Below are 18,713 nucleotides of genomic sequence, written 5' to 3' on the forward strand. Positions count from 1 at the left end.
GCGGCGCTCAGGAGGCGATCGCTGCCTTGCCGGCGGCGACGAACTGGGCGGCGGCCTCGGCGGGGGTGGCCCGGCCGTACTGGGCGTTCTCGGCGGCCTTGGTCAGCTCGGCGCGTACCTTGCTGTGGCCCTTGATCGGCACCTGGGGGGCCGCGCCGAAGGTCTCGGCCAGCTTGGTCTCCACCTCGATGGACTGCTTCATCGCCGGGTCGGTGGTGTCGTCGCTGACCACCCGACGCAGGTCCAGGTTGGAGGGCAGACCCCGGTCGGTGCCGAGCAGCTTGACCGCCTCCGGGTCGTTGACCAGGAAATTGATCACGTCGACCGCGATGTCGGCGTTCTTGCTGCCCCGGAAGACCGACCAGTACATCGACGCGCGGGCCCACTGGGCGCTCGGGTCACCGGGGTAGGCGATGACGCCCAACTCGTCGGCGGTGTTCTTCTTCAGCTCCGGCATCTGGTTGACCCAGACCCAGGAGGTGGCCGACTTGCCGGTGACCACGAGCTGCTTGGTGATGTCGGTGGCGTTGCCCTCGTGGATGACGTCCGGGGTCGGGGTGGCGCCGGAGTCCCGGGCCCCCTTCCACAGCTCGAACCACTTGGTCACGTCCTCGGCGGTGAAGCCCAGGTCGCTGCCGGAGTAGAGGTCCTTGCCCTGCTGGCGCAGCCACACCCAGAAGGCCTTGTAGTCGGCGCTGGGGTCCTGGGTGCCGGGCACCCCGGTCTTCTTGCTGACCTGCTCGGCCCAGGCGATGTGCTCCTCCCAGCTCATCCCGGTGGTCGGCTCGGGCAGCCCGTTCTTGGTCAGCAGGGTCTTGTTGTAGACCAGGCCCTGCGTGTTCTCCCCGGCGGCCAGACCGGCGAGCTTGCCGTCGACCACGCCGTACTGGAGCAGGCTGGGCGGGAACTTCGTGGTGTCCAGGTCGCCTGCGTCCTGATACTTCTTCAGGTCCAGGGTGGCGTTACGGGCCGCGTACTCGGTCAGGTAGTTGTCGTCGATCTGGAAGATGTCCGGCGGGTTGCCGCCGGCGGTGAGGGTGGCCAGCTTGTCGAAGTAGCCCTGGTTGGCCTGCCAGGTGGTCTCGAAGACCACGTCCGGGTTCTTCTTGGTGTAGAGGTCGAGCGCCTGCACGGTCAGCGCGTTGCGGGCGTCACCGCCCCACCAGAAGATGGAGATCTTGGTCTTGCCGTCGGCGGCGTCGTCGCCACCGCAGGCCGCCGCGGCCCCGACCAGGGGCAGGGCCACGACCGCGGCGAGCAGGCCGCGCAGCAACCGGCGGCGCAGCAGGGGGGTACGGTAAGTGCGCCCGTCGGGCGCGCTGGTGGGGTGCGTTGCGGGGTGCATGTGCGCTCACTCCTTGGCGTTAGGAGGCGACGACGTCACCGGCGGCCACTTTCGGGCCGCCCGGGTCCGCACGGCGATGCGGGCCCGGGCCTGCGGCAGTGGCACCGGGACGTTCCCGACCGGCGTAGGGGCCCGGTCCGGTGGAGTCGCGGATGACCAACTCGGTCTGGAGCATTACCTGTGCGGTGGTACGACGGACGCCGACTGTGGCTCCGACACCGCCGGCCCGCCCGGTGCGCGGCAGGTCGGTGTCGTGTTGCAGCAACATGTCGACGGCCGTCCGGCCGGCGGCCGCGGTCGGGGTGGCCACCGTCGTCAGTTTGGGGCGGGTCAGCCGGCTCAGTGAGATGTCGTCTACCCCGACGACACTCACCTCCTGCGGCACCGCCACCCCGAGTGCGTCGAGCCCTTCCAGCAGGCCGATCGCCATCAGGTCGTTGTAGGCGAGCACGGCGCTGACCCCGGCCCGGCGGACCTGCTCCGCCTGGGCCAGTCCACCGTGCTCGGTCGGCGGGTTGGGGCCGAGCACGGTCAGTTCCGCGCCGGCCGCCCGGGCCGCCGCACCGGCGGCCCGCCGGATCTCCCGGCTGGTCCAGGAGCCCCGCGGCCCACCGAGCAGGGCGATCTCCCGGTGGCCCAGAGCGGCCAGGTGTTCGATGGCCGACCGGGCCCCCTGGCCGACATCCATCAGCACGCAGGGCAGCCCGGACAGTTGGCGGTTGACCACCACCAGCGGGACCTCCCGGCTGAGCTGCTCGATCAGGCTGTTGCTCATCCGAGGGCTGCACAGCAGCACCCCGTCGACCTGCTTGGCCAGGGCGTGGACCAGCTCCTCCTCGGCGGCGGCGTCCTCATTGGTGTCGGCCACGAAGACGTGGTAGTCGCGGTGCCGGGCCTGGCTCTCCGCCGCCTTGATCAGGGGCGGGAAGAAGGGGTTGGCGATGTCGGCGATGATCAGCCCGATGTTGTGGGTACGGCCGGTGATCAGGGCCCGGGCGGCCCGGTTGGGGCGGTAGCCCAGGTCCTCGGCGCAGGCCAGCACCCGTACCCGGGTCTCCGGGTTGACCAGGTGGGGCGCCGAGAAGGTGCGGGAGACGGTGGAGATGTGCACCCCGGAGGCCCGTGCGACGTCCCGGATCGTGACTGGCACTGCGGCCCCCTTCGTAGCTGTGTCGGCGGTCACGGGTGCCGCCAATTAATGCAAACGGTTGCTCCAGTGTCAACGGCCGATGATTACAGCTAGGTTTCGACACCGGTCGCTAAAGCTGATGAATTGGCGCAAATGCCTTCGGTTGCCGGTGCACCGTTGACGTCGAGGCATCGAGCATGATTACTTCACTGCAAAGGTTTGCAGAGAGATCGAGGAGGATCGGTTCGTGTCTCCGCAATCCGGCAGCCGGGCCCGTTACGCCGTGGTCGGCACCGGCGCCCGCGCCGAGATGTTCGTCCGCGCCCTGGTCCACGACCACGCCGACACCGCCGAACTGGTCGCCTTCGCCGACGTCAACCAGGCCCGGATGGACGCTCACAACCGGTGGCTGGCCGAACTCGGTCACCCCCGGGTGCCCACGTACCACGCCGGGGACTTCACCGCGATGCTGGCCAAGGAGCGGGTCGAGGTCGTCCTGGTCACCTCGGTCGACGTCACCCACGACGAGTACGTGGTGGCCGCCCTGGAGGCCGGCTGCGAGGTGGTCACCGAGAAGCCGATGACCACGGACGCGGCGCGCTGCCAACGCATCCTCGACGCGGTCCGCCGCACCGGCCGCCGGGTCACCGTCGCCTTCAACTACCGCTACAACCCCTTGCACGAGCAGGTACGCCGACTGCTGGCCGAGGGCGCGGTCGGCGAGATCGGCTCGGTGCACTTCGAGTGGCTGCTCGACGTACGCCACGGTGCGGACTACTTCCGCCGCTGGCACCGCGACAAGGCCAGCTCCGGGGGGCTGATGGTGCACAAGGCCAGCCACCACTTCGACCTGGTGAACTGGTGGTTGGACGCCACCCCCGTGCAGGTGTACGCGGCCGGCCGGCTGTTCTTCTACGGGGAGAACGGCCGCCGACACGGCTACGCCCGCGACTACGACCGGGCCCACGCCAGCCCCGCCGCCGAGGACGACCCCTTCGCCCTGCGCCTGGCCGAGCATCCCCGGCTGCGGGAGCTGTACCTGGACGCCGAGGCCTCCGACGGCTACCACCGGGACCGCAACGTCTTCGCCCCCGGGGTCAGCATCGAGGACGACATGGCGGTGCTGGCCACCTACTCCACCGGGGCCACCATGACCTACCACCTCACCGCGTACGCCCCCTGGGAGGGCTACCGGGTGATGGTCAACGGCAGCCGGGGCCGCCTGGAACTGGAGGTCACCGAGAGCGACTACGTCAGCCCGGCCGCAGCCGGGGCCCTCAAGGGGGCCGCCCTGCACGGGGACCAGGCCGCCGCCGAGGGCGGCTCGGCCACCCTGACCCTCCGCCCCTTCTGGTCCCCACCACGACACATCGAGGTCGACGGGTACACCCGCCACGGGCACGGTGGCGCGGACGCCCGGATGACCCAGGTCCTCTTCGGCGGCGCGACCGACCCGCTGCACCGCGCGGCCACCGCCCGCGACGGCGCGCTTGCCCTGCTCACCGGGTTGGCCGCCAACCGGTCCTTCGACACCGGCGCCCCGGTACGCGTCGCCGACCTGCTGTCCCTCGACTGACCTCTACCCCAGGAGTCGCACCCCGTGCCCACCTCGACCCGACCAGACCTGCTCCTCCCCGCCGACCCGGGCCAACGCGCACTGGCCCGGGAGTTGTACGCGCTGGTGGCAAGGTTGCCCATCATCTCCCCGCACGGGCACGTCGACCCGGCCCTGCTGGCCGAGGACCAGCCGTTCGGTGACCCGGCGCAGCTGCTCATCGTGCCCGACCACTACCTGACCCGGATGCTGCTCAGCCAGGGCGTACCCCCGTCCGAGCTGGGGGTTCCCAGCCGCGACGGCACCCCGGTGGAGACCGACGGGCGACGGATCTGGCGTCGCTTCGCCGAGCACTGGTACCTGTTCCGGGGCACCCCGTCGCGGCTGTGGCTGGAACAGACCTTCACCGAGGTCTTCGGTGTCGACACCCGACTGTCCCCGGCCACCGCCGACGAGGTGTACGACGCCCTGGCTGCCAAGCTCGCCGAGCCGGACTTCCGACCCCGGGCCCTGTTCGAACGGTTCAACATCGAGGTGCTGGCCACCACCGAGTCCCCCTTGGACGACCTGGGTCGGCACGCCAAGCTGGCCGCGGACGGCTGGGGTGGGCCGGGTGGACGGGTGGTCACCACCTTCCGCCCGGACAACGTGGTCGACCTGGACTTCGAGGACTGGGCGGCCAACATCGACCGGCTGGGCGAGCTGACCGGGGAGGACACCGGCACGTACCCCGGCTATCTGGCCGCTCTGCGGGCCCGCCGGGCGGCGTTCATCGCCGCCGGCGCCACCTCCTCGGACCACGGTCACCTGACCGCCCGGACCCTGGACCTCGGCGCGGGCGCCGCCAGGGTGTTCGACCGGGCCCGCCGGGGCCGGGCCGAGCCGGGCGACGCCGAGGTCTTCGCCGCGCACATGCTGCTGGAGTTCGCCCGGATGTCCCTGGAGGACGGGCTGGTGATGCAGTTGCATCCCGGTGCGGTGCGCAACCACAACCGGTGGCTGTACGCCCGGCACGGCCGGGACGTCGGCGGCGACATCCCGCAGGCCACCGAGTACGTGCACGCCCTGGCCCCGCTGCTGGAGGCGCACGGCAACGATCCCCGGCTGCGGGTGGTGCTGTACACCCTCGACGAGGACACCTTCACCCGGGAACTGGCTCCCCTGGCGGGCGGGTACGCCGCCCTGCTGCTCGGCGCGCCCTGGTGGTTCCTGGACTCCCCCGAGGTGCTGCGCCGGTTCCGGGAGACCGTCACCGAGACGGCCGGCTTCTACAACACCGCCGGGTTCGTCGACGACACCCGCGCCTTCTGTTCCATCCCGGTACGCCACGACGTGGCCCGGCGCATCGACGCCGGCTACCTGGCCCGGCTGGTGGCCGAGCACCGGCTGCCGATGGACGAGGCCGCCGAGACCATGGTCGACCTGGCGTACCGGCTGCCGAAGCAGGTCTTCAAGTTCGGGGAGAGGCAACAATGACCACCATCACCGAGGTCACCGTGCACGACGTACGGTTTCCGACCGCCGCCAGCGGCGACGGCTCCGACGCCATCAACCGGGGTGACTACTCGGCCACCTATGTCGAGCTGAGCACCGACGACGGGCCGACCGGGGCCGGGTTCACCTTCACCAACGGCCGGGGCAACGAGATCACCTGCGCGGCGGTACGGGCCCTGGCCCACCACGTCACCGGCCGTACGGTCGCCGAGATCACCGCCGAGCCGGTGGCCTTCTGGCGCTCCCTGGTCGCCGATGTACAGCTGCGCTGGCTGGGCCCGGAGAAGGGGGTCATCCACATGGCCACCGGGGCCCTGGTCAACGCGGTGTGGGACCTGCGGGCCAAGCTAGCCGGCAAACCCATGTGGCGCTACCTGGCCGAGCTGCCCACCGAGGAGCTGGTGGCCAATGTGGACTTCGGCCACATCACGGACGCGCTGACCCCGGACGAGGCCACCGCCATCCTGGACAAGGGACGCGACGGGCTCGCCGACCGGCTGGCCGTGCTGGAACGCGACGGCTTCCCCTCGTACACCACCTCGGTGGGCTGGCTGGGTTACCCGGACGACAAGGTGCGGGCCCTGACCCGGGCGGCGTACGCGGCCGGGTGGCGGGCGATGAAGATGAAGGTCGGTGGCCCGCCCGCCGACGACCTGCGGCGGGCCCGGATCATCCGGTCGGAGATCGGCCCGGAGGCGCTGCTGATGATGGACGCCAACCAGGTGTGGGACGTCGACGAGGCGATCACCAACATGACCGCCCTGGCCGAGGTGGATCCCTACTGGATCGAGGAGCCGACCCACGCCGACGACATCCTCGGGCACGCTCGCATCGCCCGGGCGGTGACCGAGCTGACCGGCGGGCGGTGCCGGGTGGCCACCGGCGAGGTGGCCGCCAACAAGGTCATCTTCAAGCAGTTGTTGCAGGCCGAGGCGATCGGGGTGATGCAGATCGACGCCTGCCGGGTGGCCGGGGTCAACGAGGTGCTGGCCGAGATCCTGATGGCCGCCAAGTTCGGGGTGCCGATCTGCCCGCACGCGGGCGGGGTCGGCCTCTGCGAGTACGTCCAGCACCTGGCGATCTTCGACTACCTGCGGGTGGGCACCAGCCTGGAGGGGCGGATGGTGGAGTACGTCGACCACCTGCACGAACACTTCCTGGACCCGGTACGCACCCGCGACGGGCGGTACCTGCTGCCGACCGAGCCGGGCTACAGCGCCACCATGCGCCCGGAGTCGATCGCCACCTTCGGTTTCCCGGACGGCCCGGCATGGCGGTGACCGTGGGGGCCTCCCGGCTCGACCTGGGGGCGCTGCGTCGGCTGCCGGCCGGGTCCCGTCCACTGGTGCGGCCCGGCAGCGTGCCGGCCGGGGTGCTGCACCTGGGGCTCGGCGCCTTCCACCGGGCCCACCAGGCGGTCTACACCGAGCAGGCGATCGCCCTGGCCGGCGGGGACTGGGGCATCCTCGGGGTGGCGCCGCGCAACGCCGACCTGGTGCGGGTGCTGACCGCGCAGGACAACCTGTTCAGTGTCAGCACCCTGTCGGCCGCCGACCAGCACACCCGGGTGGTCGGGGCGCTGACCGGGGTACGGCTGGCCGCCGCCGACCCGCAGGCGGTGGTGGCGCTGCTGGCCGACCCGGCGATCCGGGTGGTCACCCTGACGGTCACCGAGAAGGCGTACCAACTCGATCCGGCCGCAGGAACCCTGCGCCCGGACCCGGCCCTGGTGGCCGACCTGACCACGGACCGGCCCCCGGTGACCGTGCCCGGTCTGCTGGTGCGCGGGCTGCTGGCCCGGGCCGCCGCCGACGCCGGGCCGATCGCCCTGGTCAGCTGCGACAACCTGCCCGCCAACGGCCGCCGGCTCCGTGGCCTGGTCCAGCACGCCCTGACCTACGCGAAGGCACCCCGACCGGCCCTGGACTGGGTCGGGGCCCAGGTAGGGTTCCCGGGCACCATGGTGGACCGGATCGTCCCGGCCAGCACGGCGCAGACCCTGGCGGCGGCCCGGCGGGCCCTGGGGGTGGAGGATCTGGCGGCGGTGGCGGCCGAGCCGTACACCCAGTGGGTCATCGAGGACGACTTCCCCGGCGGACGTCCGGCCTGGGACCGGGCCGGGGCGGTGCTCTGCGCCGACGCCGGGCCCTGGGAGCGGCTCAAGCTGCGCACCCTCAACGGGGTGCACTCGGCGGCGGCCTACCTGGGGGCCCTGGCCGGCTGCGAGACCATCGCGGAGGCCCTGGCGCTGCCGCATCTCGACACCATGCTGCGGCGGCTGATCGCCGAGGAGATCGCGGTCAGCTTCACCCCGCCCGAGGGGGTCGAGGTGGTCGACTACGGCGAGCAGGTGCTGGCCCGGTTCGGCAACCCGGCGATCCGGCACCGCACCCTCCAGGTGGCGATGGACGGTTCGCAGAAGCTGCCCCAGCGGATCCTGCACACCATCGCCGACCTGCGGGCCGCCGGCCGCTCGGCGCGCTGGGCGACCCTGGTGATCGCCGCCTGGATCCGGTTCGCCCAGGGTGCCACCGACGAGGGTTCGCCGCTGCCCCTGGACGACCCGCTGGCAGACCGGATCCGTACCGCCCTGGCCGAGGCGGCGCAGACCCCCGCCGGGGCGGTCGAGGCCGTGCTGGCCCTGGACGAGGTCGTCCCGCCGGAGGTGGCCGCCGACCCCCAGGTACGCGCCGACATCACCGCCTGGCTGACCGACCTCACCCGCCACGGCGTCCGCCCCACCCTCACCGCCGCCGCATGAGTGCAAGGAAGGGCACCTTCTTAACGCCTGCGGTAGAGGAAGGGTCCCCGCTTAACACTCCACGGATCGCGCTGATCGGGGCGAACGGGCACGGTCGCTGGCACCGGCGGGTGATCGGCCCCCTGCACGAGGCCGGGCGGCTGCGGCTGGCCGCCCTGGTCGACCCCAGGCCGATCGAGGAGGAACCGGCCGCACCGGTGCCGGCGGGTACCCGGATCTTCACCGACCATCGGAAGATGCTGGCCGAGGTGGCCCCCCAGGTGGTGGTGATCTGCACCCCGCCGCACACCCACCTGCCGATCGCCCGGGACGCGGTGACCGCCGGTGCCGACCTGCTGCTGGAGAAGCCGCCGGTGCTCTGCAGCACCGAGCATGAGGAGTTGGCGACGCTCCTGGCGGCCACCGGCCGGGTGGCCCAGGTCGGGTTCCAGGCCCTCGGCTCGGCGGCGCTGACCGCACTGACCGAGGCGGTGACGGCCGGCCGACTGGGTACGGTCACCGGCATCGCCACGGTCGCGGCCTGGCAACGGCCGGACGCCTACTACGCCCGGGCCCCCTGGGCCGGACGGCGGCTGCTGGACGGTCGGCCGGTGCTGGACGGGGCCCTGGCCAACCCCCTGGCGCACGCGGTCATGCAGTGCCTGGCGGTCGCCGAGGCGGTCACCGGGCAGCCGGTGCAGCCGGCCACCATCGAGGTGGAGCGGTACCGGGTACGGCCGATCGAGGTCGACGACACCGCCGTGCTGCGCCTGCGGCCGGCGGAGGGGCCACCGATCGTGGCCGCGGTGACCCTCGCCGGGGAGGACTTCGTGGCCGGCGAGGTGATCGTCACCGGCACCGGCGGCCGGGCGATCCTGGAGTACCCGACCGACCGCCTGTGGTTGCCCGGGCAGGCGGGCCCGGACCTGGTGCCCGGCCGGCGGGGTCTGCTGGAGAACCTGCTGGCCCATCGGGCCGACCCCCGGGTTCCGCTGATCGCCCCCCTGGCCCGGACCGCCGCCTTCACCGAGCTGCTGACCGCGCTTCAGGCCGCACCCGAGCCGACCCTGCTGGGCGGGGACCTGGTGGAACCGGTCGGCGAGGGGCCGCAGCGGGTGCTGCGTATCCGCGGGGTCAACGCGGTGCTGCGCCGGGCCGCCGAGGATGGCGAACTACCGTCGGAGTCGGGTGTGGCATGGGCCGTGCCGCCGTGGCAGGCCGTGGCGGCACCGGAAACGACATCCCAGGAATAGGAGGTACGGCAACCGGACTGCAAATCGTCGATCCGGAGTGGATCGACGCAATGCGTTCACCAGCGGCTTCCCGATCAGGATAGGTCGGGTCAATGTCGGCCGATCGCATTTAGTGCAACAAACCTGCATATCCAGCATATTGACCGATATCAAACACAATCCGTAACCTTCGTTACCAGCGAGAAACACGACGAAGGAACGGACAAACAATGCGCAGAGTCGCCGCGTACGCGGCATTGATCACACTCACCCTGACCGCCGCCCCCGCTCCCGCCGCCGCTCACGCCCCGGCCGGGACCGACCTGGCCGCCCGGCCCTCGCCGACCTCCGCTCCCCCGGCCCTGTCCCCCCTGGCCCGCCAGCTCGGCCGACAGACCCTGCCGGCCGGGGACGGCTGGGCCTCCGCCGGGCCGGGCACCACCGGCGGTTCGACCGCGAGCGCGGACCAGGTGCACGTCGTCACCACCCGGGCCGAGCTGATCACCGCGCTCGGCGGCGACAACGCCACCAACGCCGGCAACGCCACCCCCAAGATCGTGTACGTCAAGGGCACCATCGACGGATTCGAGGGCCCCGACGGCACCCTGCTGAACTGCACGGACCTGGCCGACCCCGGCTACTCGCTGGAGGCGTACCTGGCCGCGTACGATCCGGGGGTCTGGGGTCGGGTGGCGCCGAGCGGGCCGATCGAGTCCGCCCGGGTGCGGTCGGTGACCAACCAGACCCGGCACACCCAGATCAACGTCGGCGCCAACACCACCATCATCGGGCTGCGCGGGGCGCGGCTGACCGGCCTCACCCTGATGATCGACCGGGTCTCCAACGTCATCGTCCGCAACATCACCTTCGACGACGCCCGGGACTGCTTCCCCGCCTGGTCCCCCACCGACGGGGAGACCGGCAACTGGAACTCCCAGTACGACCTGGTCTCGGTGCGCCGCAGCGAGAACGTCTGGATCGAGCACAACACCTTCACCGACGGCGACAACCCGGACAGTGCCCAACCGGTCCACTTCGGCCGCCCCTACCAGGTGCACGACGGCGCGCTGGACATCACCCACACCGCCAGCCTGGTCACGGTCGCCTGGAACCGGTTCGACGGGCGGGACAAGGTGATGTTGATCGGCTCCTCCAACACGGTCGGCCCGGACCTCGGTCGGCTCAACGTCACCCTGCACCACAACCTGTTCGACGGGTCCCTGCAACGGCTGCCCCGGGTGCGTTTCGGCCAGGTCGACATCTACAACAACGCCTACCGGATCGCCGGTGCCGGCTTCGAGTACGCCATCGGTGTCGGGGTGCAGTCCGCGGTGTTCGCGCAGAACAACCACTTCACCCTCGGTGCCGGTATCGCCGCCGCCGACCTGCTCTACGACTGGAGCGGCACCGCCATCACCACCCGGGGCAACTGGGTCACCCCGGCGGGTGGGCTGCCGCGTCCGGTCGACCTGGTGGCCGCGTACAACGCCGTACACGACCCCGACCTGTCCCCGGACGCCGGTTGGACCCCGACCCTGCGGCACGGTCCGGTGCTGCCGGCCGCCCTGGTGCCGCTGGTCGTCGGTCCGCTCGCCGGCGCCGACCGGCTGCCGCTGTAGCGGCACCCCGCTGTTAAAAGGGGGCCCCGCCTATGCCGGAGGCGTTAACAAGGGGCCCTTCCTTTCACCACCACCAACAACAGCAAGGAAGGTGAGACGAGGATGAGACGCACCCTCGCGCCACGAGTCCTGGCGGCCCTTGCCGCCACAGCCACCGGAGCAGTCGTCTGCGTGGCATTGACGACGCCGCAGGCCTCGGCGGCCGTCGGCAGCGCCACCGGCTTCGCCAGCAGCAACGGCGGCACCACCGGTGGGGCCGGCGGGCAGACCGTCCGCGCCACCACCGGCACCCAGATCCACGCGGCCCTGTGCAACCGGGCCAGCAGCAGCACCCCGATCATCATCCAGGTCGAGGGGACCATCAACCACGGGAACACCACGAAGGTCTCCGGGTCGAGCTGCAGCACCGCCGCCGACGTGATCGAACTCAAGCAGATCAGCAACGTCACCATCCTGGGGGTCGGCAACGGCGCCACCTTCGACCAGATCGGCATCCACATCCGCGAGGCCCGCAACATCATCATCCAGAACGTGACCGTCCGGAACGTCAAGAAGTCCGGCTCGCCGACCTCCAACGGCGGTGACGCCATCGGCATGGAGGCCGACGTCCGCAACGTCTGGGTCGACCACGTCACCCTGGAGGCCTCGGGCGGTGAGTCGCAGGGCTTCGACGGGCTGTTCGACATGAAGAACAACACCCAGTACGTGACCCTGTCCTACAGCATCCTGCGCAACTCCGGCCGGGGTGGTCTGATCGGGTCCAGCGAGAGCGACCTGTCGAACGGGTACGTCACCTTCCACCACAACCTGTACGAGAACATCGACTCCCGCACTCCCCTGCTGCGCGGCGGCGTCGCGCACATCTTCAACAGCCACTTCTCCCGGATCAACGAGTCCGGCATCAACTCCCGGGCCGGGGCCCGGGCCAAGGTGGAGAACAACTACTTCCAGAACGCCAAGGACGTGCTGGGCACCTTCTACACCGACCAGGCCGGCTACTGGCAGGTCAGCGGCAACATCTTCGACAACGTGACCTGGTCTTCCCGCGGCGGGGACACCAACCCGGCCGGCCCCAACCCGACCTCCAACACCAGCGTCAGCGTCCCGTACTCGTACCGCCTGGACCCGGCCAACTGCGTGCCGGACATCGTCCGGCAGACCGCCGGCGCCAACAAGGGCATCCGTACCTCGAACGGCAGTTGCACCCCGACCAACCCGACGAGCGGCCCGACCACCCCCGCTCCGGGCCCGACCACCCCGACCCCCGGGCCGACCACCCCGACCCCGGGCCCGAGCCAGCCCAGCGGCACCAACCTGAGCATCGGGGCCGGCTCCGACGGGTCCAGCAAGGCCAGCGGCACCAGCTACGGCGACGTACGCGACGGCAACATGAGCACCGCCTGGTCGCCGTCCGGGTCCACCGGTCAGATCTCCATCAAGTGGGACACCGCCACCCGGGTCTCCCGGGTCAACATCCGGGAGGCCTCCGGGGCGGTCGGCAACGTCCGGTCGTGGCGGCTGCTCAACCATGACACCGGCGCGGTCCTGGCCACCGGCAGCACCGCCGGGGTGATCTCCTTCCCGGCCACCTCGCTGCGGAAGATCACCTTCGACATCACCAGTTCCTCCGGCACCCCCCGAATCGCCGAGTTCGAGACGTACGCCGGATAGTCACCTGATCTGCCGGCCCGGCCGGCACCCGAGCACCAGCCCGGTGGGGGCCGTCGACGCCGACGGCCCCCACCCTCATACCCCCAGGGAGTCCACGCCGACGGGCTTGTTGCGGCGTGTCGGCGGCGTCCGGGCGTACGGCAGAATGTGCGGGCGATGGACGCCGGTGTCATCCTCACCGCGCTCGCCGACCTGGCTCCGGCCGGGGCCGAGCGGGTCCTCGACGTGGCCGCGGGCAACCGGCCGCTGGTCTGGTTGCCGGAGCCGCACCGCGGCCCCCACAGCGGCCACCTGGACCGCCTGGCGGCGCAGGACGCCCTGCACCGCGACGAACGCATCCTGCGCCGTGGCCTGGCCTTCCTGGTCGGCGGGGCGGACATCGAGGGGGTACGGCGGCGGATCCGGCTGCCGCTGCTGGCCCAACCGGTACGGCTGGAGCGGGGCCGAGGCGGCTACCGGGTGGTCCCCGCCGGTGACCTGGAGATGACCTCGCTGATCGAGGATCGGGATCTCGCCGCCCGGTTGGAGGCCGCACCCGGGCTGGCCGGGCCGGGTTGGCTGACCGCCCCCGGCACGGCGGCCTGGATCACCGCAGCGGCCGAGGCGGCCGGTCTGAAGGTGGAGAAGGTCGTACCCCGGCCGCCGCGCCGCTTCGACGACACCCACCTCACCGGGGTCGCCGCGGCGGCGATCTTCGTTACCCGGGACGTGTTCGCCGGCCGGCTTCGCGACACCCTGCTGAACTGGGCGGGCCGTCCCGGGTTGGCGGACACCGCCCTGAGCCGGCTCTACCTCGGCCCCTCCGACGAGCACGACGACAAGACCGGCCACGACGACGAGGAGGTGCTGTCCCCGCTGCCGCTGAACGGCACCCAGTCGGAGGTGGTCCGACGCACCCGTACCGAAGCGGTCGTGGTGGTCTCCGGCGCCCCCGGCAACGGCAAGAGTCACGCCCTGGTCGCCGCCGCCCTGGACGCGGTCGACCGGGGTAAGTCCGTGCTGGTGGCCACCCAGTCCGTGGCGGCTGCGCAGGCCCTGGGCACCCTGCTGCGCCGGCATCCCGGCCCACCCCCGGTGCTCTTCGGAGACGCGGAGCGACGCGAGGCGGTCGCCGCCGACCTGGCCGACGGCGCCGCCGGTGGGGTGCGCGACGACCAACTGCGCACCGACGCCGCCGCAGTGGCGGCGGCCCGGCACCGGGTCGCCACCGTCCAGGCCGGGATCACCGCCGCCCTGGAGCAGGAGCGCCGCGCCGCCACCCTCCCGGGCTGGCAGCCCCTGCTGCCCGCGCTGACCCAGGACGCGCCACCGGTCTTCGACCCGGACGCCGACCTCACCGCCATCCGGCAGGCCCTGCGGGCCACCGGCCGCCAGGACGCGGGCTGGTGGCCACGACTGCGACGGTCGTACGCCGAACGACGGCTGCGACGGCTGACCGGGGCCGGTCCCGACCTGCCCCGGGATCGGCTGGAGGCGGCGGTGGAGGCCGCCGAGGCCCTCCAGGCGGCGGCCCGACTCCCCGCCCAGGGCGGCACCGAACTCTCCGCCGCCTGGCAGTCCCTGGCGGAGGCGGACACCGTACTGGCCGAGGCGGTCGGCACCGCCCTGCGGCACCACACCACCAGCGCCCAGCGGTGGACCCCGCAGGCCCGGCGGGCCGCCAACGGTCTGGGTACCGCCCTGCGGGCCGGACGCAACCGGCGCCGGGAACTGCTCGCCGGGCTGGACGCCGAGGCGCTGGTGCGGGCCCTGCCCCTGTGGGTGGGCACGGTGACCGACGTCGAGGATCTGCTGCCACCGGTGGCCGGCATGTTCGACCTGGTGGTGCTGGACGAGGCCGCCCACATCGACCAGGTACGGGCCGCCCCGGTGCTGGCCCGCGCCCGCAACGCCCTGGTCGCCGGTGACCCCCGGCAACTGCGGTTCGTCTCCTTCGTCGCCGATGTCGAGGTGACCGCCACCCTGCACCGGCACGGACTGGACCGGCTGGCCGACCGGCTCGACGTGCGACGGTCCAGCGTCTACGACCTGGCGGCCGGTGCCGCCCGGGTCACCTGGCTGGCCGAGCACTACCGGTCCGCGCCGCACCTGATCGGGTTCTCCGGGGAACGGTTCTACGACGGCAGACTGGAACTGGTCACCCGGCACCCGCGCAACGAACAGGCCGACGCCATCGACGTGCTGACGGTCGACGCCGCGACCGTGGTCGACGGCGTCAACCAGGCCGAGGTGCAGGCCGTACTCGACCTGGTCCGGGCCCTGGCCACCGATCCCCCGGCTGGCGGGATCGCGGTGATCAGCCCGTTCCGGGCCCAGGCCGACGCGGTGGAGGCGGCCCTGCTGTCGGCGTACGACCTCGACGAGATCCAACGGCTCGGTCTGCGTACCGGGACGGTGCACGCCTTCCAGGGCAGCGAGGCGGACGTGGTGATCGCCTCACTCGGGCTGGTCGACGAGGATCCCCCGGCCCGGCACCGCTTCCTGGCCGACCCCAGCCTGTTCAACGTCCTGATCACCCGGGCCAGAAAGCATCTGACCGTGGTCACCTCGCTGCGCTCCCCCGAGGGCATCATCGGCGAGTACCTGCGCTACGCCGAACAACCCCCGACACCCCCGACCGGCCCGGCCACCTCCGCCTCCGACCTATGGCCCCGAGCCCTGGCCCTCGAACTCGAAAAGCTGGGACTGCCGGTACGGGTCGACTACCCCGTCGGCCGCTGGCAGATCGACCTGTGTGTCGGGGCGGACACCGAGGCGGTCGGGGTGATCTGCGGGGTCCATCCGGATTCCGTGGCCGCACACGTCGAGCGGCAACGGACCCTGGCCCGGGCCGGATGGCGCCTGTACGACGCCTTCGCCAGCCACTGGAACGCCGACCCGATCCGAGCCGCCCTCGACCTGGCCGCCCACATCCGCGACCCTCACAGATAGCGAACCTGACCGGCCCCCGCAGCACCGCCGCCGCGGACTCGCCAGCGGTCAGTCACCCGGCTCCCGCATCCAGGTATTCGGATCGGTCACGAAGACGCCCTTGCCCTGCTGCCGCCGGATGACCCGGAGCGCTTCGAGACGGACATAGGCCAGCTGTACCGTGCCGTAGCTGACGTTGTAGTCGGAGCGGGTCTGCGCGATCGACGGCAGTCGGTCGCCGGGCTTGAGCCGCCCCGACCTGACGTCGGCGATCACGTCATCCGCGATGCGGAGATACTCGGCTGATTCGGGCATGTCACTCCTCGCGTGGCAACCCGAATTCGATCACAACTCAAATGGCTACACAATGCGCTTTGACTTCCCTGTGTTCCCTAGTTATGTTGGTTTCGAGCCGCTCCTCGCGTGGCAACGAGTACGGCTCATCCCCCTGGTCGGGGCGGGTGCGCGTGCCCGTCCCGACCCATACAGGCTGCTCTGTCGTCGTACCGCCGAACTGGGCTGCGGCGGCCGAGCGGGCGGGCCGTGCGGACGCCGGCCACGCACGGCCCGCCCTTCCAGACCCACCTTGCTCGCCGCAGGAGAGGACCGACGTGGCCCAGGTGTATCGATCCGGCCAGCTCTACGGGACCGGGCTGCCGGCCCGGATGACCCCGCACGAGGTACGCACCCGCACCTTCGACCCGCGTCGCCGTGGCGTCGACCCCGATCAGGTACGCGAGTTCCAGGCCCGGGTCGCCGATGACCTGGCCGACCTGCACCGGCACCTCCGCACCCTGGCCCAGGAGAACGAGCGGCTCAAGCGGGCGCTGCGCGACTGGCAGACCATGCACGCCCGGGAATGCCGACCACCGAACGACGGCCACCGGTAGCGATGCGTCCCGGCGACCTGCTCCGGATCGACGGGCGCGCCTCGGTGCAGTTCGCCGGGGACCGGGCGCTGACCCTGCGGGTCGTCTCGGTCAGCGACCGTCAGGCGTACGACGGCTGGATCTGGCTGACCGGCTACGTCATCGACCGGCGCGGCAACGCCACCGCCAAGCGCGAAATCTACGTCCAAGTGTCCGGCCTGCGGCCCGCTCCCCTACTTGCGGCGCAGCGCAGGTCGTATGTGCGCACTCCGGCGCGTCGAGGTGTGGTCAGTGGCTCCGCGAGCAGCTAACCGCTCGCGACCACCAGCCTCTTCCCGCCGTATGGGTACGCATCGTGGCGTGGCGGGTAACCCCACCATCACCCGGTGTGCCGCCCGGAGTGCTGGTGCGACCGTGCCATGCAGGTATGAGTTGGTGAGGCCGGCCCAGCGCTGAACGCCTCGGGCGGAGGGGTTGGTGAATGCCGCAATGAGCGTGTCGACACACGCCAGCCGTGCTCGTTCCAGCTGTGGGGCGAGCTGCTGCCGGGCGGTCAGGAGGTCGGCGAGCGTCTGGTAGACCTCGACGCCCTGCACGATGCAGAGCGTCGGCTTGAGGATCTTCACTGTTGCTGTCAGGTGCGGCAGGCAGTTGCGGCTCATCGTCCTGTTGCTCAGGGACTTCTTCTCTTCGCCGGCCGTGGCCGAGCAGAGCCGGAGGTTTGCCATGGCGTAGGCGTCAAAGATGTGCGCAGGCGGTTGGCCGCCATTCAATCGGAGCTGCTCACCCGCACGATCCGTGCCTGGCGCACGGCCCAAGGCAAGCCGAAGCGCGTTGGTGACACCCTGCATGTGCGGGTTCCGGTCGTTGAACTGCAGCCTCGCGGAGCCCATGACCTCCGCATACCGCTGGTCGGGCGCCTACCTGTATCGACGACTGGCGAGGATGGCGAGGGTTTCCCGGCGTACCGTCTCCGGCTCGCGCACGAGTCGACGGTGGGCGAAGCGGACGACCAGGATGCCGAGGGCGGCCAGTTGCGCGTCGCGACGCAGGTCGATCTCGCGCTGCCGGGTGTCGCCGTGGGTGGTGGCCCCGTCGAGTTCGATGTTGACCCGTTCCGGCTCGGCGTACAGGTCCAGGTAGACGTTGCGCAGGCCGAGCCGGATTTGCACCTGCCGCTGGAAGGTCGGCATTCCGGGACCGGTGAAGACCCGCTCGTGTCCCCAGATCTCCAGCGGACTGCGGCAGCCGTCGGCAAGGCGGGTCAGCAGCGTACGGAGCGCTTCCCGGCCAGCCAACCGTGCCGTGTCGTCGAGCACAGCCTGCAGGCGCCCGGGGGTGGTCAGGTGACTGTTGACCGCCCTGATCATCGGCGTCCGTTGGTCGTCCAGCGGAAGCATCGGCCAGGAGTCGACGATGGCTCGCTCGATGGTGGTCACCGGCATCCCCTGTCGTACCACCGTGCATGGTGGGTCGAGGGTGAAATGCCGACGCCGTTGGACCCGCACTCCGGGCCAGTTTCTTAGGCCGCTGCCAGCCGGTGCGCTCGCGTACAGCAGGTCTCCGGACAGTTGTTGGCGCAGTCCCCACACGTCGAGGGCGGTGAGGTGGCTGAGGGCGCCGCGCCCGCGTACCCAGGCAGTCACCGCACGGCGGCCGAGGGCCGGGTCGATCCGGCTGAGCGGCGGAAGGCCCTGGTCATTTAACAGGTGTGCCGCCGCGAACACCTCGGGCAGCACTCGTACCAGTTCGCCGTTGGTGCACGCCCGCTGCAGGATCCACTCCGGCACGACCTGCTCGACAAGGGACCGGGTCACCAGCCCGTTCCCGCGCCTTACCAGCTCCGCCAACACCTTGTCCACGCCGCTGACGGTGCCAGTCTGCCCCCGCGATCCGCAGCCACAGACCCCGCCCCTGTGGACAACTACGCCGCTGTGGACAACCCCCACAATCCGTCAACACCTGCTATGGCGAGCGCCGAACATCTTCCTGATCGTGGCAGTGTGGCTGTTCACGTATCGGCGTGTCGGGCAGCCGCACTGCCACGATCAGGGACGCGGTTGGGTGGGTCAGCTGCCGGGCAGATCCTATGCGCTCTGAGAGAGGTGCCAGGAGAGCCGAGCACGTGCTCCGGTCCCGGCCGGTCGGG

General features: G+C 71.4%; 14 protein-coding genes. 10 read left to right on the forward strand and 4 right to left on the reverse strand.

Annotated elements, in window-relative coordinates; genetic code table 11:
• Nucleotides 1-7 precede the first annotated feature (7 nt).
• Together ABZ795_RS22295 and ABZ795_RS22300 are read right to left on the reverse strand one after the other, a co-directional pair.
• A complete protein-coding gene (locus ABZ795_RS22295) occupies nt 8-1,345 on the reverse strand; it encodes an extracellular solute-binding protein (protein ID WP_357531718.1) in 1,338 nt (445 codons plus the stop codon).
• Nucleotides 1,346-1,364: 19 nt separating this feature from the next.
• Nucleotides 1,365-2,495 carry a LacI family DNA-binding transcriptional regulator gene (locus ABZ795_RS22300; RefSeq protein ID WP_327025353.1) on the reverse strand — a complete coding sequence of 377 codons (1,131 nt, stop codon included), beginning with the start codon at nt 2,493-2,495 and terminating at the stop codon, nt 1,365-1,367.
• A gap of 226 nt (nt 2,496-2,721) precedes the next feature.
• Here ABZ795_RS22300 and ABZ795_RS22305 point away from each other — a divergent pair, with 226 nt between their 5' ends.
• From ABZ795_RS22305 to ABZ795_RS22340, 8 genes are all read left to right on the forward strand, one after another.
• Nucleotides 2,722-4,050, forward strand: a complete 1,329-nt coding sequence (locus tag ABZ795_RS22305; protein WP_357531719.1) for a Gfo/Idh/MocA family oxidoreductase — start codon at nt 2,722-2,724, stop codon at nt 4,048-4,050.
• A gap of 24 nt (nt 4,051-4,074) precedes the next feature.
• Nucleotides 4,075-5,505: a glucuronate isomerase gene (gene uxaC / locus ABZ795_RS22310; protein ID WP_357531720.1), complete on the forward strand. Its 1,431-nt coding sequence runs from the start codon at nt 4,075-4,077 to the stop codon at nt 5,503-5,505.
• Nucleotides 5,502-6,803 carry an enolase C-terminal domain-like protein gene (locus ABZ795_RS22315; protein ID WP_357531721.1) on the forward strand — a complete coding sequence of 434 codons (1,302 nt, stop codon included), beginning with the start codon at nt 5,502-5,504 and terminating at the stop codon, nt 6,801-6,803. The genes uxaC and ABZ795_RS22315 overlap by 4 nt, the downstream gene beginning before the upstream one ends.
• Nucleotides 6,794-8,284 (forward strand): mannitol dehydrogenase family protein, encoded by a 1,491-nt coding sequence (locus ABZ795_RS22320; protein WP_357531722.1) that lies wholly within the window; start codon nt 6,794-6,796, stop codon nt 8,282-8,284. The genes ABZ795_RS22315 and ABZ795_RS22320 overlap by 10 nt, the downstream gene beginning before the upstream one ends.
• Nucleotides 8,281-9,516, forward strand: coding sequence for a Gfo/Idh/MocA family oxidoreductase (locus ABZ795_RS22325; protein ID WP_357531723.1), 1,236 nt, complete (start codon nt 8,281-8,283; stop codon nt 9,514-9,516). Before ABZ795_RS22320 ends, ABZ795_RS22325 begins: the two co-directional genes overlap by 4 nt.
• A 209-nt stretch (nt 9,517-9,725) precedes the next feature.
• A complete protein-coding gene (locus ABZ795_RS22330; RefSeq protein ID WP_357531724.1) occupies nt 9,726-11,114 on the forward strand; it encodes a pectate lyase in 1,389 nt (462 codons plus the stop codon).
• A gap of 102 nt (nt 11,115-11,216) precedes the next feature.
• On the forward strand, nt 11,217-12,785 hold the full coding sequence (locus ABZ795_RS22335) for a pectate lyase (protein WP_357531725.1): 1,569 nt from the start codon (nt 11,217-11,219) through the stop codon (nt 12,783-12,785).
• Between the two features lie 156 nt (nt 12,786-12,941).
• Entirely contained in the window at nt 12,942-15,716 is a 2,775-nt protein-coding gene (locus ABZ795_RS22340) for an AAA domain-containing protein (RefSeq protein ID WP_357531726.1), read from the forward strand.
• Nucleotides 15,717-15,764: 48 nt separating this feature from the next.
• Here the strand turns inward: ABZ795_RS22340 and ABZ795_RS22345 are convergent, their stop codons facing one another.
• Entirely contained in the window at nt 15,765-16,010 is a 246-nt protein-coding gene (locus ABZ795_RS22345; protein ID WP_357531727.1) for a winged helix-turn-helix domain-containing protein, read from the reverse strand.
• Between the two features lie 296 nt (nt 16,011-16,306).
• Here ABZ795_RS22345 and ABZ795_RS22350 point away from each other — a divergent pair, with 296 nt between their 5' ends.
• Nucleotides 16,307-16,585, forward strand: coding sequence for a DivIVA domain-containing protein (locus ABZ795_RS22350; protein ID WP_357531728.1), 279 nt, complete (start codon nt 16,307-16,309; stop codon nt 16,583-16,585).
• Nucleotides 16,586-16,587: 2 nt separating this feature from the next.
• Entirely contained in the window at nt 16,588-16,875 is a 288-nt protein-coding gene (locus ABZ795_RS22355; protein WP_357531729.1) for a hypothetical protein, read from the forward strand.
• Nucleotides 16,876-17,484: 609 nt separating this feature from the next.
• Here ABZ795_RS22355 and ABZ795_RS22360 read toward each other — a convergent pair.
• Nucleotides 17,485-18,426, reverse strand: coding sequence for a DUF559 domain-containing protein (locus ABZ795_RS22360; protein WP_357531730.1), 942 nt, complete (start codon nt 18,424-18,426; stop codon nt 17,485-17,487).
• Nucleotides 18,427-18,713 lie beyond the last annotated feature (287 nt).

Origin of the sequence: Micromonospora sp. NPDC047134, assembly GCF_040643455.1 — a bacterium.
In the GTDB taxonomy this organism is placed as follows: domain Bacteria; phylum Actinomycetota; class Actinomycetes; order Mycobacteriales; family Micromonosporaceae; genus Micromonospora.

Excerpts from the sequence above, each read along its gene's own strand:
- ABZ795_RS22295 (WP_357531718.1), bottom strand. The coding sequence starts at position 1,345 with ATGCACCCCGCAACGCACCCCACCAGCGCGCCCGACGGGCGCACTTAC.
- ABZ795_RS22315 (WP_357531721.1), top strand. The coding sequence starts at position 5,502 with ATGACCACCATCACCGAGGTCACCGTGCACGACGTACGGTTTCCGACC.
- ABZ795_RS22320 (WP_357531722.1), top strand. The coding sequence starts at position 6,794 with ATGGCGGTGACCGTGGGGGCCTCCCGGCTCGACCTGGGGGCGCTGCGT.
- ABZ795_RS22325 (WP_357531723.1), top strand. The coding sequence starts at position 8,281 with ATGAGTGCAAGGAAGGGCACCTTCTTAACGCCTGCGGTAGAGGAAGGG.
- ABZ795_RS22330 (WP_357531724.1), top strand. The coding sequence starts at position 9,726 with ATGCGCAGAGTCGCCGCGTACGCGGCATTGATCACACTCACCCTGACC.
- ABZ795_RS22335 (WP_357531725.1), top strand. The coding sequence starts at position 11,217 with ATGAGACGCACCCTCGCGCCACGAGTCCTGGCGGCCCTTGCCGCCACA.
- ABZ795_RS22340 (WP_357531726.1), top strand. The coding sequence starts at position 12,942 with ATGGACGCCGGTGTCATCCTCACCGCGCTCGCCGACCTGGCTCCGGCC.
- ABZ795_RS22345 (WP_357531727.1), bottom strand. The coding sequence starts at position 16,010 with ATGCCCGAATCAGCCGAGTATCTCCGCATCGCGGATGACGTGATCGCC.
- ABZ795_RS22355 (WP_357531729.1), top strand. The coding sequence starts at position 16,588 with ATGCGTCCCGGCGACCTGCTCCGGATCGACGGGCGCGCCTCGGTGCAG.